23 protein-coding genes are annotated in these 18,231 nt (G+C 66.1%); 12 read left to right on the plus strand and 11 right to left on the minus strand.

All coding sequences use genetic code 11. The features are described from left to right. Positions 1 to 23: 23 nt before the first annotated feature. The 6 genes from SH591_RS09495 to SH591_RS09520 form a co-directional block, all read right to left on the minus strand. The gene (locus SH591_RS09495; RefSeq protein ID WP_324748920.1) at positions 24 to 914 is read right to left on the minus strand and encodes a ParB/RepB/Spo0J family partition protein; all 891 of its coding nucleotides are present in this window, start codon (positions 912 to 914) and stop codon (positions 24 to 26) included. Next, positions 911 to 1,693 carry a ParA family protein gene (locus tag SH591_RS09500; RefSeq protein WP_324748921.1) on the minus strand — a complete coding sequence of 261 codons (783 nt, stop codon included), beginning with the start codon at positions 1,691 to 1,693 and terminating at the stop codon, positions 911 to 913. Before SH591_RS09500 ends, SH591_RS09495 begins: the two co-directional genes overlap by 4 nt. Further along, positions 1,690 to 2,331 carry a 16S rRNA (guanine(527)-N(7))-methyltransferase RsmG gene (gene rsmG, locus SH591_RS09505; protein ID WP_324748922.1) on the minus strand — a complete coding sequence of 214 codons (642 nt, stop codon included), beginning with the start codon at positions 2,329 to 2,331 and terminating at the stop codon, positions 1,690 to 1,692. The genes SH591_RS09500 and rsmG overlap by 4 nt, the downstream gene beginning before the upstream one ends. Continuing rightward, a complete protein-coding gene (mnmG, locus tag SH591_RS09510; protein WP_324748923.1) occupies positions 2,331 to 4,181 on the minus strand; it encodes a tRNA uridine-5-carboxymethylaminomethyl(34) synthesis enzyme MnmG in 1,851 nt (616 codons plus the stop codon). The genes rsmG and mnmG overlap by 1 nt, the downstream gene beginning before the upstream one ends. A 69-nt stretch (positions 4,182 to 4,250) precedes the next feature. Next, positions 4,251 to 5,546, minus strand: a complete 1,296-nt coding sequence (gene mnmE / locus SH591_RS09515) for a tRNA uridine-5-carboxymethylaminomethyl(34) synthesis GTPase MnmE (RefSeq protein WP_324748924.1) — start codon at positions 5,544 to 5,546, stop codon at positions 4,251 to 4,253. Further along, positions 5,543 to 5,773 (minus strand): DUF6489 family protein, encoded by a 231-nt coding sequence (locus SH591_RS09520; RefSeq protein ID WP_324748925.1) that lies wholly within the window; start codon positions 5,771 to 5,773, stop codon positions 5,543 to 5,545. The genes mnmE and SH591_RS09520 overlap by 4 nt, the downstream gene beginning before the upstream one ends. A gap of 93 nt (positions 5,774 to 5,866) precedes the next feature. On the opposite strand from SH591_RS09520, the gene SH591_RS09525 reads away from it, so the two are divergent. Both SH591_RS09525 and SH591_RS09530 read left to right on the plus strand, forming a co-directional pair. Then, the gene (locus SH591_RS09525; protein ID WP_324748926.1) at positions 5,867 to 6,565 is read left to right on the plus strand and encodes a dienelactone hydrolase family protein; all 699 of its coding nucleotides are present in this window, start codon (positions 5,867 to 5,869) and stop codon (positions 6,563 to 6,565) included. Beyond that, positions 6,562 to 7,542 (plus strand): quinone oxidoreductase family protein, encoded by a 981-nt coding sequence (locus SH591_RS09530; RefSeq protein WP_324748927.1) that lies wholly within the window; start codon positions 6,562 to 6,564, stop codon positions 7,540 to 7,542. The genes SH591_RS09525 and SH591_RS09530 overlap by 4 nt, the downstream gene beginning before the upstream one ends. A 21-nt stretch (positions 7,543 to 7,563) precedes the next feature. Here SH591_RS09530 and SH591_RS09535 read toward each other — a convergent pair whose 3' ends face one another. The 4 genes from SH591_RS09535 to hemE all read right to left on the minus strand — a co-directional run bounded on the left by SH591_RS09535 (position 7,564) and on the right by hemE (position 11,171). Beyond that, positions 7,564 to 8,277 (minus strand): TerC family protein, encoded by a 714-nt coding sequence (locus tag SH591_RS09535; RefSeq protein WP_324748928.1) that lies wholly within the window; start codon positions 8,275 to 8,277, stop codon positions 7,564 to 7,566. 22 nt (positions 8,278 to 8,299) lie between these two features. After that, positions 8,300 to 9,556, minus strand: a complete 1,257-nt coding sequence (rho, locus tag SH591_RS09540) for a transcription termination factor Rho (RefSeq protein ID WP_322831278.1) — start codon at positions 9,554 to 9,556, stop codon at positions 8,300 to 8,302. 134 nt (positions 9,557 to 9,690) lie between these two features. Continuing rightward, the gene (locus SH591_RS09545; RefSeq protein ID WP_322831279.1) at positions 9,691 to 10,149 is read right to left on the minus strand and encodes a CopD family protein; all 459 of its coding nucleotides are present in this window, start codon (positions 10,147 to 10,149) and stop codon (positions 9,691 to 9,693) included. Continuing rightward, positions 10,146 to 11,171 carry a uroporphyrinogen decarboxylase gene (hemE, locus tag SH591_RS09550; protein ID WP_324748929.1) on the minus strand — a complete coding sequence of 342 codons (1,026 nt, stop codon included), beginning with the start codon at positions 11,169 to 11,171 and terminating at the stop codon, positions 10,146 to 10,148. The genes SH591_RS09545 and hemE overlap by 4 nt, the downstream gene beginning before the upstream one ends. Positions 11,172 to 11,483: 312 nt before the next feature. Between hemE and SH591_RS09555 the strand changes: the two genes are divergently transcribed. From SH591_RS09555 to SH591_RS09600, 10 genes are all read left to right on the plus strand, one after another. Further along, positions 11,484 to 12,302, plus strand: a complete 819-nt coding sequence (locus tag SH591_RS09555) for a pyruvate, water dikinase regulatory protein (protein WP_322831281.1) — start codon at positions 11,484 to 11,486, stop codon at positions 12,300 to 12,302. 17 nt (positions 12,303 to 12,319) lie between these two features. After that, positions 12,320 to 12,892 (plus strand): Maf family protein, encoded by a 573-nt coding sequence (locus tag SH591_RS09560; protein WP_324748930.1) that lies wholly within the window; start codon positions 12,320 to 12,322, stop codon positions 12,890 to 12,892. Further along, complete coding sequence (gene coaE, locus SH591_RS09565; RefSeq protein WP_324748931.1) at positions 12,889 to 13,482, plus strand: dephospho-CoA kinase; 594 nt, start codon at positions 12,889 to 12,891, stop codon at positions 13,480 to 13,482. The genes SH591_RS09560 and coaE overlap by 4 nt, the downstream gene beginning before the upstream one ends. Positions 13,483 to 13,489: 7 nt before the next feature. Further along, on the plus strand, positions 13,490 to 14,200 hold the full coding sequence (dnaQ, locus tag SH591_RS09570) for a DNA polymerase III subunit epsilon (RefSeq protein ID WP_324748932.1): 711 nt from the start codon (positions 13,490 to 13,492) through the stop codon (positions 14,198 to 14,200). A gap of 55 nt (positions 14,201 to 14,255) precedes the next feature. Further along, entirely contained in the window at positions 14,256 to 14,837 is a 582-nt protein-coding gene (hpf, locus tag SH591_RS09575) for a ribosome hibernation-promoting factor, HPF/YfiA family (RefSeq protein ID WP_324751362.1), read from the plus strand. 70 nt (positions 14,838 to 14,907) lie between these two features. Then, entirely contained in the window at positions 14,908 to 15,372 is a 465-nt protein-coding gene (locus tag SH591_RS09580; protein WP_324748933.1) for a PTS sugar transporter subunit IIA, read from the plus strand. Next, positions 15,362 to 15,820, plus strand: a complete 459-nt coding sequence (locus SH591_RS09585; protein WP_324748934.1) for a PaaI family thioesterase — start codon at positions 15,362 to 15,364, stop codon at positions 15,818 to 15,820. Before SH591_RS09580 ends, SH591_RS09585 begins: the two co-directional genes overlap by 11 nt. Further along, positions 15,817 to 16,152, plus strand: a complete 336-nt coding sequence (locus tag SH591_RS09590; RefSeq protein ID WP_324748935.1) for a DUF1491 family protein — start codon at positions 15,817 to 15,819, stop codon at positions 16,150 to 16,152. The genes SH591_RS09585 and SH591_RS09590 overlap by 4 nt, the downstream gene beginning before the upstream one ends. A 207-nt stretch (positions 16,153 to 16,359) precedes the next feature. After that, positions 16,360 to 17,016 carry a cell wall hydrolase gene (locus tag SH591_RS09595; protein WP_324748936.1) on the plus strand — a complete coding sequence of 219 codons (657 nt, stop codon included), beginning with the start codon at positions 16,360 to 16,362 and terminating at the stop codon, positions 17,014 to 17,016. Between the two features lie 100 nt (positions 17,017 to 17,116). Then, a complete protein-coding gene (locus SH591_RS09600; RefSeq protein ID WP_324748937.1) occupies positions 17,117 to 17,608 on the plus strand; it encodes an MmcB family DNA repair protein in 492 nt (163 codons plus the stop codon). Here SH591_RS09600 and SH591_RS09605 read toward each other — a convergent pair. Further along, positions 17,605 to 18,207 (minus strand): ankyrin repeat domain-containing protein, encoded by a 603-nt coding sequence (locus tag SH591_RS09605; protein WP_322831291.1) that lies wholly within the window; start codon positions 18,205 to 18,207, stop codon positions 17,605 to 17,607. The two genes, SH591_RS09600 and SH591_RS09605, sit on opposite strands and share 4 nt — an antisense overlap. Between the last annotated feature and the right edge of the window lie 24 nt (positions 18,208 to 18,231).

Consider the following 18,231-nt stretch of genomic DNA (forward strand, 5'->3'; position numbering starts at 1 on the left):
TGCGCTCAGAGCGCCTTCACCCCCTAGATCTTCTCGCCGCTGAGGCGCTGGCAGATCATGTCGAGCTGGTCGAGCGTCGAATAGCTGAGCGCGACCTGCCCGCCGGCCGGGCCGTGGCTGATCTGCACCTTGAGACCGAGCATGTCGCCGAGCTGGCGCTCGAGCGCCTCGATGTCGGCGCTGCCGCCCTTGCTCTCGGCCTTGGCCTGGCCCGCCTTCTTCGGCTTGCCGGAGCGGGCCAGCTTCTCGGTCTCGCGGACCGAAAGGTCGCGATTGATCACTTCGAGGGCCAGCGCTTCGGGATCGTCGGCCGTGATCAGCGCGCGGGCATGGCCCATGCTGAGCTCCCCCGACGCAACATAGGCCCGAACCTTCTCAGGAAGTTCCAGCAATCTCAATAGGTTAGCAACGTGACTGCGCGACTTGTGGACGAGCTTCCCGAGCGCGTCCTGGGTGTGGCCGAATTCCGCGATCAGCCTCTTATAGGCCTCGGCCTCTTCGATCGCGTTGAGGTCCTGGCGCTGGATATTCTCGAGGATCGCGACTTCGAGCGTCTCGGATTCGTTGAAGTCGCGGACGATGACCGGGACTTCGTGCAGACGCGCCCGCTGCGCCGCACGCCAGCGCCGCTCGCCGGCGACGATCTGGTAGCCGCCGTCATGGGGACGGACGACGATCGGCTGAATCAGGCCGCGCGCGCGGATCGACTCGGCCAGCTCGTCCAGCGCATCCTCGGCGAAATGGCGACGGGGCTGGTGCGGGTGCGGCGCCATGGCTGCGACCGACAGCATCTGGATGCCGTTGCGGACGCCGGCGCCGCTGATCGGCGCTTCCTGGGCGACTTCGCCGAGCAGGGACGAGAGGCCGCGGCCAAGCCCGGAGGGCCGCTTGCGCATGGCTGCGTCCTCGCTCATGCGGCGGCCGCCGGCTTGGGCAGGCGCCCGATCAGCTCGCGCGCGAGCGACATATAGGCCTCCGATCCTGGGCAGCGCATGTCGTAGATGAGGGCGGGGACGCCGTGGCTGGGCGCTTCCGACAGCCGCACGTTGCGCGGAATGACGGTGTCGAACACGACCTTGCCGAGCACGGCGCGGACATCGTCCGCCACTTGGGACGACAGGTTGTTGCGGCGGTCGTACATGGTGAGCGCGACGCCGAGGATCGACAATTGCGGGTTGAAGCCGGCGCGCACGCGCTCGACGGTTTTCAGCAGCTGGCTGAGGCCCTCGAGCGCGAAGAACTCTGCCTGGAGCGGCACCAGCACCGAGCGCGACGCGATCAGGGCGTTGATCGTAAGCAGACCGAGCGAGGGCGGGCAATCGATCAGGCACACGTCCCAGCGGCCGGGCGTGGCGCTGTCGAGCGCCATTTCGAGGCGATGGGTGCGCTGGTCGAAATCGACCAGTTCGACTTCCGCGCCCGACAGATCGACGGTGGCGGGCACGATATCGAGGCGCGGGACCGGAGTGGCGACGACCGCCTCGGGCAGCGTGCAATCGCCGCGCAGCAGCTCGTAGCTCGAGGATTCGCGCTGGCCGTGATCGATGCCGAGCCCGGTCGACGCATTGCCCTGCGGGTCGAGATCGACCAGCAGCACCTTCCAGCCGGTGGCGGCGAGCGCCGTGGCGAGGTTGATGGCCGTGGTGGTCTTGCCGACCCCGCCTTTCTGATTAGCCACTGCGATACGGATCATGGCTTACGCGTCCCCTTGCCCCTGCGGCGAACCTGCTCCCCGACGATGATCTGTGCATCTGCGTCGGTGAGGCTGGGTTCGAGCTGGAAGACACCCTGCCACGAAGATTCGACCGCTTCCAGTTCGGACTTCGCGTTTCGCCCCTTCGGTAGGACCCAACGTGTCCCAGGCGTGGCGAATGGCGCGCCGAGATCGAGCAATTTGGCGAGCGGAGCGAAGGCCCGCGCACTGATCGCGTCGAATGGGCGCGCCTCGAAACGCTCCACCTTCGACGGGATTACTTCCGATTTGCGTTCGATCCCGAGCAACTCGGAGGCGCGGTGGAGGAAATCCACGCGCATGCGCCGCTCCTCGACCATCGTCACGCGGGCCGGATGTAGAGCCGCGACAATAAGACCCGGGAAACCTGCGCCGGTGCCGAGATCGAGCCACGTCGCGGCGAGGGGTGCGAAACGAATCAGCTGGGCCGAATCGAGGATGTGACGGGTCCAGATCGAATCGAGTGTTCCACGTGAAACAAGGTTTTGGCGCTCATTCTCATCGCGCAAGAAAGCCACGAAGGAATCGAGCCGCTCGAATGTTTCACGTGAAACACCGAGTTCTACCCTGAGCCACTGCCGCGCCGCCGCTTCGTCCATTACGCGGCCTTGCGCCGGGCATGGACGAGGATCGCCGCCAGGGCCGCCGGAGTGATCCCCCTGATGCGGCCCGCGGCACCGAGAGTCGGAGGTCGCGTCGTCAACAATCGCTCGACCATCTCATTCGAGAGCCCGGCGATAGCGCGATAATCGAGATCAGCCGGGATCCGGACCGCCTCGTCGGCTTTGAGCCGCGCGATCTCGCCCTGCTGCCGGATCAGATAGGGGGCGTAACGATGGTCCTGGACGGCCTCATCCAGAACGGCGCGGCTGTGCTCGGCAAGGGCAGGGGCGATCCGCAGCAGCGCGTTCGCGTCCACTTCCGGGAAGCGAATCCAGTCCGCAAGGCTGCGTTTGCCGCCCTCGTCGCGGACACCCACGCCGACCTGAGTGAGTTCAGCCGCGCTGTGCTTGCCCGCGAACAGGCCCTCGATTGCGGCGCGCTCGGCTTGCCATGCTTCGAACGCGCGCTGCCTTTCTTCGCTCACGCAGCCGGCTGCGATCGCCTGGGGAGTCAGCCGCGCATCGGCATTATCGGCACGCAGTCGCAGCCGATACTCGGCGCGGGCGGTCAGCATGCGATAGGGCTCGGTCACGCCCTGCAAGGTGAGGTCGTCGATCATCACGCCGATATAGGAGTCGCTGCGATCGAACAGGATCGGGGTCTTGCCGAGCGCATGGGCTGCCGCATTTAAACCCGCGACCAGACCTTGGGCTGCCGCTTCCTCATAGCCGGTTGTGCCGTTGATCTGGCCGGCCAGATAGAGGCCCTCGACGTCGCGTACGCCGAGCGTCGGCTCGAGGATGCGCGGGTCGACATGGTCGTACTCGACCGCATAGCCGGGTTGGACGATCTCGGCGCGTTCCAGCCCTGGCAGGGAACGAACCAAGGCAAGCTGCACGTCCGCGGGGAGGGAGGTCGAGATTCCGTTGGGATAGACGGTGGCATCGTCGAGCCCTTCGGGTTCGAGGAAAACCTGGTGGCCGTCGCGGTCGCCGAAGCGGTGGACCTTGTCCTCGATCGACGGACAGTAACGCGGGCCTACGCCGGTGATCTCGCCGGCAAAGAGCGGCGAGCGATCGAGCGAGCCGCGAATGATCTCGTGCGTGCGGGCATTCGTCCGCGTGATCGCGCAGAAGAGCTGCGGCGCAACGCGGCCCCCACCGAGCGACGACATCGTCCAGTCGCCATCATCGCTCGGCTGCCGCTCGAGCGCCGCCCAGTCGATCTTCCGCCCGTCGAGGCGCGGCGGCGTGCCGGTCTTGAGCCGGGCGAGCGGCAGCTTCAGCGCGCGCAACTGCTCCGCCAGCGTGACCGCCGCGCGCTCGCCGACCCGTCCGCCAACGCAGTTAGTCATCCCGAAATGCAGCTTGCCGTTGAGGAAGGTGCCGGTGGCCAAAACGACCGCACCCGCGCCGAGGTCGCGCCCGTCCGCCAGCGCCAGGCCTGCGACGCGCGTACCGTCAAAACGCAGCGCCGCAGCCTCGCCCTCTACGATCGTCAGACCTTGCTGGGCATCCAGCAAAGCGTAAATCGCTTCCTTGTATCGGCGCCGGTCGGCCTGCACGCGCGGGCCGCGCACGGCAGCGCCCTTGCTCGCGTTGAGCATGCGATAGTGGATCGCGGCATGATCGGCGGCGCGCGCGATCAGCCCGTCGAACGCATCGACCTCGCGTACGAGATGGCCCTTGCCGAGCCCGCCGATCGCCGGGTTGCAGGACATAGCCCCGATCGATTCGCGCGCGAAGCTCACCAGCGCCACCGACGCGCCCATCCGCGCGGCGGCCGCCGCAGCCTCGCAGCCGGCATGGCCTCCACCGACGATGATGATGTCGTACCGCTCGCTCATGCGCTGGCCCTTAGCCGAAATCCTCCTGGGGGCGAAGACGAGAATGCCGCGCCTGTTCCACGTGGAACATCACTTGCCGATGCAGAATTGCCCGAACAGGGCGTCGAGCATATCTTCGACCCCGGCGCGGCCGGTGATCCGATCGAGCGCGCCGCGGGCATGGCGCAGCGCCTCGGAAGCGATGATCAGGTCGTGCGCCCCCGCCGCCTCGCGCAGCGCTGCCAGGCATTCCGCCACCAGCGCCCGATGCCGCGCGTTGATCGCGACTTCGCCTTCGCGCGGCAGCAGGGTCCGGGTGCGCTCGACGAGCAATGCGACAAGCTTGTTCATTCCGGCGCCGGTCTCGGCCGAAATGCTGATATCGGCGCTAGCGTCCACCTGGCCGCGGAGGTCCGACTTGGCGGCGACGACGATCGTGCGCTCGCCATCGGGACGCTCGCCGGGATCGCCGAGCCACAGGATCAGGTCGGCGTCGGCGAGGCTTTCTTTGGCCAGCCCCACGCCGATCGTCTCGATCTCATCGCCGCTCTCCCTGAGACCCGCCGTGTCGACCAGCAGGAACGGCGAGCCGCCGATTGCGGTGGGTGCCTCGACCCTATCGCGCGTCGTGCCGGCGATCGGCGAGGTGATCGCCGCCCGACGACCCGCTAGCGCATTGAGAAGGCTTGATTTTCCGGCATTCGGAGGACCTGCGATGACGACCCGCACCCCGTCTCGGAGACGTTCGCTGCCGGGCCGGCTCAGCATTTCAGCCAATTCGTCCACGAGCGCGCGGAGGAAGGGCGAATCGGCCAGAGAGACTTCTTCCTCGACGTCCCCCTCGTCGGCGAAGTCGAGTGCCGCCTCCACCTGCGCGGCGAGCGCCAGCAATCGCTGCTGCCACTGCTCGACCTGGCGGCTGAGCGCGCCCCCGGCCAAAGCGAGCGCGGCGCGGCGCTGCGAATCGGTCTCGGCCATTAAGAGGTCAGCGAGCCCTTCGGCTTCTGCGAGGTCGATGCGGCCATTCTCGAAGGCGCGGCGGGTAAACTCCCCGGGCAGGGCCGGGCGTAGCCCCGCCGCCGCCGTGAGCGCCTCGAGCACCGCCGCGACCACCGAGCGGCCGCCATGAAGGTGGAATTCGACGAGGTCCTCGCCGGTCGAGCTGTTCGGGCCGGGAAAGCGGATCACGAGCGCATTGTCGAGCAAGTCGCCCAGCGCGGGATGGCGCAAGGTCGCCAGGCTCGCCCGCCGCGGCTCGGGCAACCTCCCGGCCAGCATCCGCACCGCCTCGTCGGCCATCGGCCCGCTCACCCGCACAACCGCGATCGCGGCCGGCGGATTGCCCGAGGACAAAGCGTAGATCGTATCGGCGGCCGCTTGGCTCACTTCTTCCCGCTCATCTGGCCCAGCATCCCGCTCCACAGGCTCATGCCGGCTTCACTCATCGGCCCCCAGGCCTTCATCATGTCGCCGACCATTTCGGGGGTGACGCCGTCCGCCACCAATTTCTGCAGCCGCTCGACATAGGCCTCATGGACCGGCGCCAAATCCGGCAATCCGAGGAAATGGCGTGCCTCTTCCGGCGTGCAATCGACATCGACCGTGATTTTCATCGGCTTCACCTCCTCGGGCGGTTGCGGGCCCCGCCGGGTCTATGTGTATAGTCCCGCCCCACCCCGCAAGCCGGAACACATGAGGAGACCCCGATGGCGATGACCGAGATCCGCACCCTGGACGGCGATCAGGCCTTCAACGCCTATGTGGCGCGCCCCGCCGGCGATCCCAAGGCGGCGGTGATCGTCATCCAGGAGATTTTCGGGGTCAACGAAGGCATCCGTCGCAAGGCCGACCATTGGGCCGGGCTCGGCTATCTCGCGATCGCGCCCGATCTCTTCTGGCCGCTCGAGCCGGGCGTCGAGCTCAACCCCGACGTTCCGGAGGAATTCCAGGCCGCGCTCGGACTGATGAACCGCTTCAACCAGGACCGCGGGATCCGGGACATCGAGGCCACGATCCGCGCCGCACGCGCGATGATGCCCGACGGGGGCAAGGTCGGCGTGGTCGGCTACTGCCTGGGCGGCCGGCTCGCTTACATGACGGCGGCGCGCACCGACGTCGACGCAAGCGTCGGCTATTATGCGGTCGGCCTCGACGGGCTGCTGCAGGAGAAGCACGGCATCGCGCGGCCGCTGATGCTCCACATTGCCGGCGCCGACCATTTCGTGCTGCCCGACGTTCAGGCCAAGATGCACGAGGGCCTGGACGATCATCCCCGAGTCACGCTCCACGATTATCCCGGCGAGGACCACGGCTTCGCCGCCGAGATGGGCCAGCGCCGCAGCGAGGACGCGGCCCGGCTCGCCGACAGCCGCACCGAAGACTTTTTCGCGCAGCACCTGGCATGACCGAAGCCTATCGCATTGCAATGCGGGAGACGGGCGGGCCCGAGGTCCTCGAGCGCGAACCGCTAGGAAAGCTCGCGCCCGGCGACGGCGAATTGCTGGTCCGCAACGAGGCAATCGGCCTCAACTTCATCGACACTTATTATCGCTCGGGCCTGTACCCGACTCCATTGCCGAGCGGCCTCGGCAACGAATCCGCGGGGATCGTCGAGGCCACAGGAGACGGCGTGGAGGGCTTCCGGCGGGGGGATCGAGTCGGAGTCTTTTCCGGCCCGCTCGGCGCTTACGCCACACACCGGATCGTCGCTGCCGAGCGCGCTGTGAAGCTGCCCGACGCGATCGGATCGGAGGTCGCCGCCGCCGCGATGCTGAAGGGCTGCACCGCCGAATTTCTGATCGAGCGCTGCGCCCGGGTGGAGCCCGGCCAGACCGTCCTCGTCCATGCCGCGGCGGGCGGTGTCGGCTCGATCCTGGTGCCGTGGCTAAAGGCGATCGGCGCGGGCGTGATCGCGCATGCGGGCAGCCCGGCCAAGGCGCAGCAGGCGCGCGAAGCGGGGGCCGACGAGGCTTTGTCCTGCCCGATGGAAGAGCTTGCCGCGCAGGTACGTGCGCTGACCGACGGCAAGGGCGTGCCGGTCGTCCTAGACGGCGTCGGCGCCGCGAGCTGGGAGGCTTCGCTGCAGTCCACGGCACGTCGCGGCCTGATCGTCACCTACGGCAACGCCTCGGGGCCGGTTCCCCCCTTCACGCCGCTCGATCTGGTCCGCGCCGGCTCGCTGTTCGTCACGCGGCCGACCTTGTTCGATTATATCGCCACGCCGGATGAAATGCGGGCGTCGGCCGCCCGGCTGTTCGAGATGATCGGCAGCGACGCCGTGCCGGTGCGGATCGGCGCGCGCTATCCGTTGTCCGACGCGGCCGAAGCCCATCGCGCGCTCGAATCGCGGAACACGACAGGTTCTACCCTGCTGATTCCGTGATCCGGGCGCCGAAGGCGTCGATCAGGCGAAGAGGGTGGTGATGCCTACCGACGGATCGATAAAGCCATCGTAGATCATCTTGATCGCGACGTAGACGATCACCAGGAGGCCGACCCAGGCGATCCAGCGATAGCGCTCGATATATTTCGCCAGGACGTTCGCGGCGATGCCCATCAGCGCAACCGACAGGATCAGGCCGATCACGAGGATGCCGGGATGGTCGCGCGCCGCGCCGGCGACCGCGAGCACGTTGTCGAGGCTCATCGAGACGTCCGCCACCGCGACCGCCCAGGCGGCGGCCGCAAAGCTCTTGGCCGGCTTCAGGCCCGAATGCTCGTCACCCGCGATCTCGGCCGAGCCGGGCGATTCCGCGGTGTGGCGAAGGTCGCGCCACATCTTGAACGCGACCCAGAGCAGCAGCAGGCCGCCCGCGAAGACCAGCCCGACGATGCCGAGCAACCACGTCACCGCGAGCGCGAAGATGATGCGCAGGACCAAGGCGGCGATGATGCCGATCATGATCACCTTGCGGCGCTGATCGGCGGGCAGGCCCGCGGCAAGCGCGCCGACGACGATCGCATTGTCGCCGGCAAGCATGATGTCGATCATCAGCACCTGGCCGAACGCGGCCATAGCCGAAGGCGAGCCCAGGTTCGAGAAATCGGCGACGATATGGTCCCAGATGTTGCCGGGACTGCCCAGTGACAGCGAGAAATTCAGGATGAAGTCGAGCATCGTTCGCGAACGCCTCCGCGGCTTACTGGTTCATCGAGGCGAAGAAATCCTCGTTGGATTTCGCGTCCTTCATCTTGTCGAGCAGGAACTGCATCGCGTCGATCGTGCCCATCTGCATCAGGATGCGGCGCAGGACCCACATCTTGGAGAGGGTCGCCGGATCCACCAGCAACTCTTCCTTGCGGGTGCCGGACTTGCCGACGTCGAGCGCCGGGAAGATGCGCTTGTCCGCAACCTTGCGATCGAGCACGATTTCCGAATTGCCGGTACCCTTGAACTCTTCGAAGATGACCTCGTCCATCTTGGAGCCGGTGTCGATCAGGGCGGTGGCGATGATCGAGAGCGAGCCGCCTTCCTCGATATTGCGCGCGGCGCCGAAGAAGCGCTTGGGGCGCTGCAGCGCGTTGGCGTCGACGCCGCCGGTCAGGACCTTGCCCGAGCTCGGCACGACGGTGTTGTAGGCGCGGCCGAGGCGCGTGATCGAGTCCAGGAGGATGACGACATCCTTCTTGTGCTCAACGAGGCGCTTGGCCTTTTCGATCACCATCTCGGCGACTTGGACGTGGCGCTGCGCGGGTTCGTCGAATGTCGAGGAGATGACCTCGCCCTGGACCGAGCGCTGCATGTCGGTGACTTCCTCAGGCCGCTCGTCGATCAGCAGTACGATCAGGAAGACCTCGGGATGGTTCTCGGTGATCGCCTTGGCGATATTCTGCAGCAGCACCGTCTTGCCGACGCGCGGCGGCGCGACGATCAGGGCGCGCTGGCCCTTGCCCTGCGGGCTGACGATATCGATGACCCGGGCGGACTTGTCCTTCTGGGTCGGATCGAGCGTGTCGAGCCGCAATTTCTCGTCGGGATAGAGCGGGGTGAGGTTGTCGAAATTGACGCGATGGCGGACCGCATCGGGATCGTCGAAATTGACCGAGACCAGGCGGGTCAGCGCGAAATAGCGCTCGCCGTCCTTGGGACCGCGGATCTCGCCCTCGATCGTGTCGCCGGTGCGCAGGCCGAATTTCCGGACCTGGTTGGGCGCGACATAGATGTCGTCGGGGCCGGCGAGATAATTCGCCTCGGGGCTGCGGAGGAAACCGAACCCGTCGGGCAGGACCTCGATCGTCCCCATGCCCATGATCTCCTGGCCGTTTTCGGCCTGGACCTTGAGGATGGAGAACATCAGTTCCTGCTTGCGGAGCGTGGATGCGCCCTCGATGCCAAGCTCTTCGGCCATGGCCACCAGATCGGCGGGGGTCTTCTGCTTCAAATCTTTGAGATGCATGAGGATTCTCGGGAAAGCGGGATACGGTCGTCCGAAGCGCTGAGAGATCAGAATGCGGCTGGATGCCCGCAAAGGACTGCGAGCTAACGACTTGAGGGTGCGTTAGGCTCCGCCCTGATTCAAGTCAATATGTACTAAAAGGGGCGAACGATCACCAGGATGACGATGATGGCCGTGGCAATGCCGGGCACTTCGTTCATGATGCGCAGCGCCTTGCCGCTCACAGGCCGCTCACCGCGGGCGAGCTTCTTGCCATAAGCAACCATCCAGCCGTGATAGCCGGACAGAGCGATGACGAGCGCGAACTTGGCGTGGAACCAGCCCTGCGACCAGGCGCCGGTCATGAAGGCGAGGGTCAGGCCGAACACCCACACCATCGCCATGGCTGGCGTGATGATGATATTGCGGAGCTTCTTCTCGCGGTCGATCCAGCGCTTCTCCTCGACCGATCCGGGCGTCGCCTCCTGATGGTAGACGTAGTAGCGGGGCAGCATGAACAGGCCCGCGATCCAGAAGATCACGAAGATGACGTGCGCAGCCTTAATCCAGGCGTAGGTCAATTGAAGAGCCGTTTCGAAATCATAGCCGGTCACTGGCGCACCAGTTGGAGGAGTTGCTCGACATGAGCGATCGGCGTGTCCGGCAAGATGCCATGCCCCAAGTTGAAGATATGCGGCCTATCTTCGAGCGCTGATATGATACGGGCAACCGCCTTTTCAAGCGCGTCGCCGCCGGCGATCAGCGCGAGCGGATCGAGATTGCCCTGGACGGGGAGACCAGCGGGCAGGGCGGAATGGGCCCAGGCCGGATCCACCGTTTCGTCGAGGCCGAGCGCGTCGACCCCGGTTTCGCGCGCATAAGCGGGGAGCTTGCCGCCCGCGCCCTTGGGAAAGCCGATCACAGGAATATCGGGATGGCGCGCCTTGAAGGCGGCGATGATCCGCGCGTTGGGCGCGATCACCCATTGTTCGAACTGGGCCGGCGCCAGGCTGCCCGCCCAGCTGTCGAACAATTGCACGGCCTCGACCCCGGCTTCGACCTGGCCTGACAGATAGTCGACGGTCATGTCCGCGACGGCGTCGATGATTTCCTGGAACGCCGTCGGATCACGATAGGCGTAGCGCCGGGCGTCGGCCTGCTCCTTGCTGCCCTTGCCCGCGATCATATAGGTCGCGACCGTCCACGGGCTGCCTGCAAAGCCCAGGAAGGTGGTTTCAGGCGGCAATGCTCGCTTCACCTTATCCACGGTCCGGTAAACCGCCTCCAGACGCTCTGGCACGGCCTCAAGCGAGGCGAAGGCAGCATCGACGAGCGGCGGCGACAGTCGCGGCCCCTCGCCAGCCTCGAAGCGTAGATCCTGGCCGAGCGCATAAGGCACGATCAGGATGTCGGAGAAGAGGATGGCCCCATCGAAGCCGAACCGGCGGATCGGCTGGAGCGTGACCTCGGCTGCCGCGTCGGTATCGTAAACCAGCTCGAGGAAGCCGCCCCTGTCGGCCCTCAACGCGCGGTACTCGGGCAGGTAGCGGCCGGCCTGGCGCATCAGCCATATCGGCATTTTTCCCGGATTTCCGCCGTTCAGCACGGTGAGCAGGGGCTTATTCGATCCGGACATAAGGGGCGCGGGCTCCGCCTCTCTTATCTAAAGAGTCTTATTAGAAGAGAGTCTGATGAAGGTTGTAGGGCGTCGGATCAGGGGGTTTATTGAATCGCACCGTTTTTGCAAACAGCTTGACTCGGGAGGCCCCCACGGGCCGCTGCAGATTCGCCGGAACGATCCCCGCTATCCACAATCTGGGGATGGAACTTATCCGGTGTTCGGCGAACTGTGGATGGAATCCGGACAACGGGGGCGAATCGATTTCTTGAAAGCGCCCCGAAGCTTCCGCTAGCGCTTTCCCCAGGCTTTTCCACAGGCGGATTCTTGATGGGTCAGTTCCACCTCCACCTCCTCTCGGATTCCACGGGCGAGACGCTGGAAGTCGTTGCAAAGGCGTGCCTGGCCCAGTTTGACGGGGTCGAGGCGCTGCGCCATTTCTGGCCGATGATCCGGTCGGAAGGGCATCTCGATCGCGTGCTCGACGATATCGAGCGTCGGCCTGGGCTCGTCCTCTACACGCTGGTGAACAGCAATATCCGCCGCGAGCTCGAGCAGAAATGCCGCCGCCGCGGCATCCATGCGGTGTCGGCGCTCGATCCGGTGATCGACGCTTTGTCCGCCGTGCTCGGCCAGGAGGCCAAGGCGCGGCCAGGACGCCAGCATGCGCTCGACGCGGCTTATTTCGCGCGCGTCGACGCGATCCAGTTTTCGATCGCGCATGACGACGGCGTCAACGCGCAGAATTGGGAGGAGGCCGACATCGTCCTCGCGGGCGTGTCCCGCACTTCGAAGACGCCGACCTCCATCTATCTCGCCAATCGCGGCTACAAGGTCGCCAATATCCCGCTTGTCCCGGAATCGCCGCCGCCGCCATCGCTTTTCTCGCTCAAGCATCCGCTGGTCGTGGGTCTGACCACCGGCTCGGACCGGCTGATCCAGATCCGCCGCAATCGCCTGCTCGCGCTCAACCAGGCGCCGGAAACCGATTATGTGGATGCCGATGCAGTGGCCGCCGAGCTCGCCTTCGCACGGCGCCTATTTGCGGATAACGGTTGGCCTGTCATCGATGTAACTCGCCGCTCGATTGAAGAAACGGCGTTTGCGATCGTTAAATTGTGCAACGAACGAATGGACGGGTCTGAATGAAACTTCTCCTCGCATCGATGAGCACTACTCGCCGCGGCATGCTGGAGGCGACCGGCGTCGCCTTCGATGCTGTGCCGGCGATGATCGACGAGGACGCGCGCAAGGCGGAGCTGCAGCATGACGGCCTCGCCGCCCATGTCGTCGCCAAGACGCTGGCCGAGATGAAGGCGCTGAGCGTGCTCGACGCGGTCGGCACCCTGATCATCGGCTGCGACCAGACGCTGGAATATGGCGACGGCGAGACGTTCGATAAGCCGAAGACGCGCGACGAGGCGTTCGACCAGTTGAAGACGCTCAGCGGCCGCAGCCATTTTCTCCATTCCGCCGTCGCTGTGGCCGAGAACAAGAAGATCGTGTGGCGCCATTCGGATACCGTGCGCCTGACGATGCGCACGCTCAGCGACGAGTTCATCGATTCCTATCTCGACGTGGAATATGAGGACGTCCGCAACAGCGTCGGCGGCTATCATATCGAGGGGCGGGGCGCGCAATTGTTCGATTGGGTCGAGGGCAGCCATTTCGCCATCCAGGGCCTGCCGCTGCTGCCTTTGCTCAAATATCTCCGCGAGCGCAGCATCTTGATGGCATGATCACGCTCGGCCTCACAGGCTCGATCGGCATGGGCAAATCCACGGTCGCCGCGATGTTCGCCGAAGCGGGCGTGCCCGTGTTCGACGCCGACGCTGCGGTTCACCGGCTGCAGGGACCCGAGGGAGCCCTGGTGGCCGCCATCGAATCCGATTTTCCCGGCACCACTGGCCCGGCCGGAGTCGACCGGACCAGCCTCGCCGAGGCAGTGCTCGGCCAGCCCGAGGCGCTGCAGCGGCTGGAGGCCCTGGTCCATCCCGCCGTCGCCGCAGAGCGCGAGCATTTCCTCGCCGCACATCGCGCGGATCCGCTGGTCGTGCTCGATATCCCGCTGCTGTTCGAAAAAGGCGGCTGGTCGCATGTCGACAGGATCGCGGTCGTCTCTGCGCCCGCCGAAATCCAGCGGGCGCGCGTCCTGACTCGGCCCGGCATGACCGAGGACCGGTTCGAACAGATATTGGCGCTGCAGATGCCGGATTCGGAGAAACGCGCGCGCGCCGATTTCGTGATTCCGACAGGGGGTTCGTTGGACGAGACGAAAGCGGCGGTCCGAGCACTGATCGCTGGACTGAAAGGACGTCCGGATTCATAAGGGTCCGATGCGGGAAATCATCTTCGACACCGAGACCACGGGGCTCAATCCGCTCACTGGCGACCGGATGGTCGAGATCGGCTGCGTCGAATTGATCAACCGGGTCGAAACCGGCCGGACTTTCCACGCTTATTTCAATCCCAAGCGGTCGATGCCGGCGGAGGCGCAGGCGGTGCACGGACTGTCCGACGCCTTCCTGGCCGACAAGCCGTGCTTCGACGAATTGTGCGAGGATCTGCTCGAATTCGTCGGCGACAGCCCGCTGGTCGCACACAATGCCAGCTTCGACTTCGGATTCCTGAACCACGAATTGAGCCAGTGCGGGCGACCACTGGTCTGCATGACCCGGATGGTCGACACGCTGGTGCTGGCGCGGCAGCGTCATCCCGGCGCTAAGCACAGCCTCGACGCCTTGTGCACCCGCTTCGGCGTCGACCGCAGCCTCCGCGTCAAGCATGGCGCGCTGATCGACGCCCAGCTCCTGGCCCAGGTCTATATCGAGCTGACCGGCGGCCGGCAGATCGGCTTCTCGCTGGCCACGACCAAGGTCGAGCAGGACATCGCCGACGCCGCGCGGCTGGCCGACGCCGCCCCGATCGTGCTCAAGGTCCGCCCGCCGCGGCCGCATTTCGCGTCGGAAGAGGAACTTCAGCGACACGCCGCATTTGTAGCCGCATTGGTCGACCCCATATGGCACCGGCTGGACGGGCGCGGTTGACCCCTGACTGTCGCCGCGCCTAAGCCGCGCCCGACAAATAAGTGTGGAGAAGATGATGGAAATCCGGGTCTCTGGTCATCAGGTCGATACCGGCGAAGCGCTTCGGACGCATGTCGAAGAGCGCCTTAACGCGATCGGCGAGAAGTATTTCTCGCGCACGCTTTTCGCCAACGTGACCTTCGGCAAAGGTCCCCACGATTACCAGTTCACCTGCGACATCATCGCCCACGTGCCGCAAGGCGTGATCCTCAAGGGCTCGGGCCGCGCGGCAGAAGCGCACCCCGCGTTCGACCAGGCCGCCGATCGGATCGAGCGCCAGCTGCGCCGCTACACCAAGCGGCTGAAGGATCGCAGCGGCGCGCCGACGGTCGCCGAAGCGCTGGCCGAGATCGCTGCCGATGCCGCCTACACTGTGTTCCAGTCGCACGAGGAGGAGCAGGAGCCGGCCGACAACCCGCCGATCATCGCCGAAACCCGGGTCGACATTCCCGACGCCAGCGTCTCCGACGCGGTGATGATCCTCGATCTGCGCAACACCAACGCCTTGCTCTTCCGCAACAGCGGCACCGGCAAGTTCAACATGGTCTATCGTCGCGGCGACGGCACGATCGGCTGGGTCGAACCGCAGCGCGACTGAGCGCAAGCCGGGGGGCCGAGCTTTTCCTGAATTGGCGCGGGGGCCGTCCGGCCCCCATATCGGTGCATACATGAATGATCTGACTTCGATCCTGGGCGGGGACGCCGTCGACGCTGGGCTGAGCGTCGCGAACAAGAAGGCGCTGTTCCAGCAGCTCGCCGCCGCCGCCTCCCGCCTCACGGGGATCGCGGCGAAGGCCATCGTGGCGGCGCTGAACGAGCGCGAGCGGCTCGGGTCGACCGGCTTCGGCAACGGCATCGCCATTCCCCACGGCAAGCTGCCCGGGCCCGACCGGGTCTTCGGCTATTTCGTGCGGCTCAACGCCCCGATCGATTTCCAGTCGATCGACAATCTCCCGGTCGATCTCGTCTTCCTTTTGCTCTCGCCGATCGATGCCGGGGCCGACCATTTGAAGGCGCTGGCCGGCGTCAGCCGCGCGCTGCGTGACAAGCAGACCCTGGCGAAGCTCCGCGGTGCGCGCTCGAAGGACGCGATCTACGCCTTGCTGGCCGGGGAGGCGGCGCATGCCGCCTGAGGAATCCGGCGCGCTCGCCCATTATCGGGCGCTGGAATCGCTCTACCGCCGGGCCCCGGTCAATCGTCTGTTCCAGAGCGAGCTCGAGATCGTCGACGAGGGCTTTGCGCGGATCCGCTTCGAGGTCGAGGAGAGGGTCTATCACGCCGCCGGCGCCGCCCACGGCACCATCTATTTCAAGATGCTCGACGACGCCGCTTTCTATGCCTGCAACAGCCTCGTCACCGACCGCTTCCTGCTGACCACGGCTTTCAACCTGCTGTTCACGCGCCCGCTGAAGGCCGGACCGGTCGTGGCAGAGGGGCGCTGGGCCAGTGGCAAGCGCCGGGTCTATGTCGCCGACGCGCGCCTGATCGATTCCAGCGGGGAAGAGGCGGCGCGCGGAACCGGCACGTTCATGCGCTCGCACATCCCTCTGTCCGGCCTCGACGGCTACCGCGCCGAATGACGCAGGCCCGTCTCGCGGCGTCGGTGCTGATCACCGGCCTGGCGCGCAAGGCGGAGGCCGAAGGCGGATTTGCCGCGGTCCTGTCGAAGGGCGATGCGACCGCCGGTTCGATCATCGTGGTCCTGGTCGAGCGCGGCGGCGATCCGCGCGTCCTCGAGAGGATTCTGCAAGGCGACGGCCGCTATGCCTGGCGCGAGGCGGTGGCGGGTAACCCCGCCGCCGTCCAGAAGTTCCTCGAAAAGCGGCGCGGATTCGATCCCGACGTCTGGATTTTGGAACTGGACGTCCCATCGTGGGAACGGTTCGCCGCTGAAATGATCGATTTTTGTTGACCCTCTGGCGGCGCGATATCATTACGCGCCCATCACTTTTCGAGCGGGGGGCCGCACAAGACGCCAGGGGTTCGGCGTCGTGGCCACAGCGAGACGGGGGGACGACCCAGGGCGGGTTTTTTCTGAGCGCCTGAAGGTCCGAGAACCGCACAGTCCAGAGACTTGATGCTTCGATACATTCGCGCCACCGGCATTGCCGGGGCAGCTATGACGTTGGCCGCGGGTGCGGCCTACGCCGACACCTCGATGGCTCCCGAAACCGATACGGCCAACGCCGTTCGCTACATTGACCATGCCGCCGCCGATCTGGACGGCGCCACCCTCGCTTCGGCGAGAATGGAGACGCCGGCAATCCGGGCGCAGCAGGTCGACTTTTCCACTTCCGTTCCCGATCACGCCGTCGCCACCGTCGACGAGCCCGTCATCGCCCCCGAGCCCGCGCCAAAGTCGCGCTCGCTGCGCGAACTGGTCGGGGAACATGCGCGTTCTAAGGTCGCCGACGCCGAGCATGAGTGCCTCGCCGAGGCCGTCTATTTCGAATCGAAGGGCGAGCCGCTCGAGGGCCAGCTCGCCGTCGCCGAGGTCGTGATCAACCGCGCCGAATCCGGCCGCTATCCCTCCACCCTCTGCGGCGTCGTCCGCCAGCGCGGCCAGTTCTCGTTCGTGCGCGGCGGCCGCATCCCCGACGCGCCGAGCGGCACCGAGGCGTGGCGCAAGGCCGTGGCGATCGCCCATATCGCCCGCGAGGAACTCGCCGAGAGCAAGGCCGAGAATGCGATGTTCTTCCATGCGACCCGCGTCCGTCCGTCGTGGCGCGGCCTGAAGCGCGTCGCCGCGGTGGGCAACCACATCTTCTACCGCTGATCGCTTAAAGCGCCGGGAAATGGCCCGCTCTCCGGTTGGAGGGCGGGCTTTTTCGTGCCCGTCCCTTTATCCTGTTCCCTTTTCATTCTAGCGTCAGGCGATGGCTTCCCTCCCGAGTCTCGACGGCTGCTTCGCCGATTCGCCGCTCATTGCGCAGGATGTCGCGCGCGGGGTGACGCGGCTGTTCTTCCGCCAAGACCTGTTCGGACTCTGCGAAGTGCCGCTGCCCAACGGCCGGCGTGCGGACTTGATGGCCGTGTGCGGCAAGGGGCTTCTGACGATCGTCGAGATCAAGGTGTCCAAGGCGGACCTGCTCGGCGACCAGAAGTGGCGCGACTATCTCGATTATTGCGACCGATTCTTCTGGGCCGTGCCGGCCGGCTTCGATCTCGCCTTGCTCGAAGGCGAAGCGCAGGGCCCCGACGTGTCGGGGCTGATCGTCGCCGATCGCTACGATGCGGCGGTGGTCCGCGATGCGCCGATGCGCCAGCTCGCCGCGGCCCGGCGCAAGGCGGAGACGTTGCGTTTCGCCCGCCGGGCGGCGCGCCGACTGGTAGGCGGAATCGATCCCGGGCTGGCCGGCCTCGACTAGAGGACGGGGCCGGAGACTGCCTTGGCGGGCTTGGCCGGGGTCTCGAGCAGCTTCACGATGCTGGCCGCGCGCGGATCGCGCTTGGCATAATCGATCGCGGAATAGCCGGTGCTGCTGTCGGCCTTGCGCGGATCGGCGCCGCGCGCCAGAAGCAGCCGCACCATCGGCACGTCGCGATTCAGCACCGCGAGGATCAGCGGCGTCTCGCCGCGCTTGTTGGCAGCGTTGGGCGATGCCTTGCGGGCGAGCAGGAATTCGGCGCCTTCGGCCCAGCCGATCTGCGCCGCCAGCGAAAGCGCGGTGTTGCCCTCGCGATTCTCGCTGTCGACGCGTGCACCCTTGCCGACGAGGAAGCGGAGCCAGGTGAGGTCGCGCTCGCGGGTGACGACGTGGAGGACGGAGTCGCCGCTGGCATGGTCGCGGGTGTTGATGATCGTGGTCGAGGGCTTCGACAGCAGATTGGTGACCTTGTCGCCGTCCCGCTTCTTGACCGCCTCCATCAGGGCGAAACCGTCCGACGTGAGCTGCTGCGCCGCCGCCGGTGCGGCAACCAGGGCCAGCGCGGCGGCCGCGAACAACGCTTTGGATATCCGGATCACGATTTCTACCCCGCCTCAGTACCA

The organism is Sphingomonas sp. LY54 (assembly GCF_035594035.1).
In the GTDB taxonomy this organism is placed as follows: domain Bacteria; phylum Pseudomonadota; class Alphaproteobacteria; order Sphingomonadales; family Sphingomonadaceae; genus Allosphingosinicella.

Bases quoted from the DNA above. Each gene is read 5' to 3' on its own strand.
- SH591_RS09495 (WP_324748920.1), bottom strand. From the start codon at position 914: ATGAGCGAGGACGCAGCCATGCGCAAGCGGCCCTCCGGGCTTGGCCGC.
- SH591_RS09500 (WP_324748921.1), bottom strand. From the start codon at position 1,693: ATGATCCGTATCGCAGTGGCTAATCAGAAAGGCGGGGTCGGCAAGACC.
- rsmG (WP_324748922.1), bottom strand. From the start codon at position 2,331: ATGGACGAAGCGGCGGCGCGGCAGTGGCTCAGGGTAGAACTCGGTGTT.
- mnmG (WP_324748923.1), bottom strand. From the start codon at position 4,181: ATGAGCGAGCGGTACGACATCATCATCGTCGGTGGAGGCCATGCCGGC.
- SH591_RS09520 (WP_324748925.1), bottom strand. From the start codon at position 5,773: ATGAAAATCACGGTCGATGTCGATTGCACGCCGGAAGAGGCACGCCAT.
- SH591_RS09525 (WP_324748926.1), top strand. From the start codon at position 5,867: ATGGCGATGACCGAGATCCGCACCCTGGACGGCGATCAGGCCTTCAAC.
- SH591_RS09530 (WP_324748927.1), top strand. From the start codon at position 6,562: ATGACCGAAGCCTATCGCATTGCAATGCGGGAGACGGGCGGGCCCGAG.
- SH591_RS09535 (WP_324748928.1), bottom strand. From the start codon at position 8,277: ATGCTCGACTTCATCCTGAATTTCTCGCTGTCACTGGGCAGTCCCGGC.
- rho (WP_322831278.1), bottom strand. From the start codon at position 9,556: ATGCATCTCAAAGATTTGAAGCAGAAGACCCCCGCCGATCTGGTGGCC.
- hemE (WP_324748929.1), bottom strand. From the start codon at position 11,171: ATGTCCGGATCGAATAAGCCCCTGCTCACCGTGCTGAACGGCGGAAAT.
- SH591_RS09555 (WP_322831281.1), top strand. From the start codon at position 11,484: ATGGGTCAGTTCCACCTCCACCTCCTCTCGGATTCCACGGGCGAGACG.
- SH591_RS09560 (WP_324748930.1), top strand. From the start codon at position 12,320: ATGAGCACTACTCGCCGCGGCATGCTGGAGGCGACCGGCGTCGCCTTC.
- coaE (WP_324748931.1), top strand. From the start codon at position 12,889: ATGATCACGCTCGGCCTCACAGGCTCGATCGGCATGGGCAAATCCACG.
- dnaQ (WP_324748932.1), top strand. From the start codon at position 13,490: ATGCGGGAAATCATCTTCGACACCGAGACCACGGGGCTCAATCCGCTC.
- hpf (WP_324751362.1), top strand. From the start codon at position 14,256: ATGGAAATCCGGGTCTCTGGTCATCAGGTCGATACCGGCGAAGCGCTT.
- SH591_RS09580 (WP_324748933.1), top strand. From the start codon at position 14,908: ATGAATGATCTGACTTCGATCCTGGGCGGGGACGCCGTCGACGCTGGG.
- SH591_RS09585 (WP_324748934.1), top strand. From the start codon at position 15,362: ATGCCGCCTGAGGAATCCGGCGCGCTCGCCCATTATCGGGCGCTGGAA.
- SH591_RS09590 (WP_324748935.1), top strand. From the start codon at position 15,817: ATGACGCAGGCCCGTCTCGCGGCGTCGGTGCTGATCACCGGCCTGGCG.
- SH591_RS09595 (WP_324748936.1), top strand. From the start codon at position 16,360: ATGACGTTGGCCGCGGGTGCGGCCTACGCCGACACCTCGATGGCTCCC.
- SH591_RS09600 (WP_324748937.1), top strand. From the start codon at position 17,117: ATGGCTTCCCTCCCGAGTCTCGACGGCTGCTTCGCCGATTCGCCGCTC.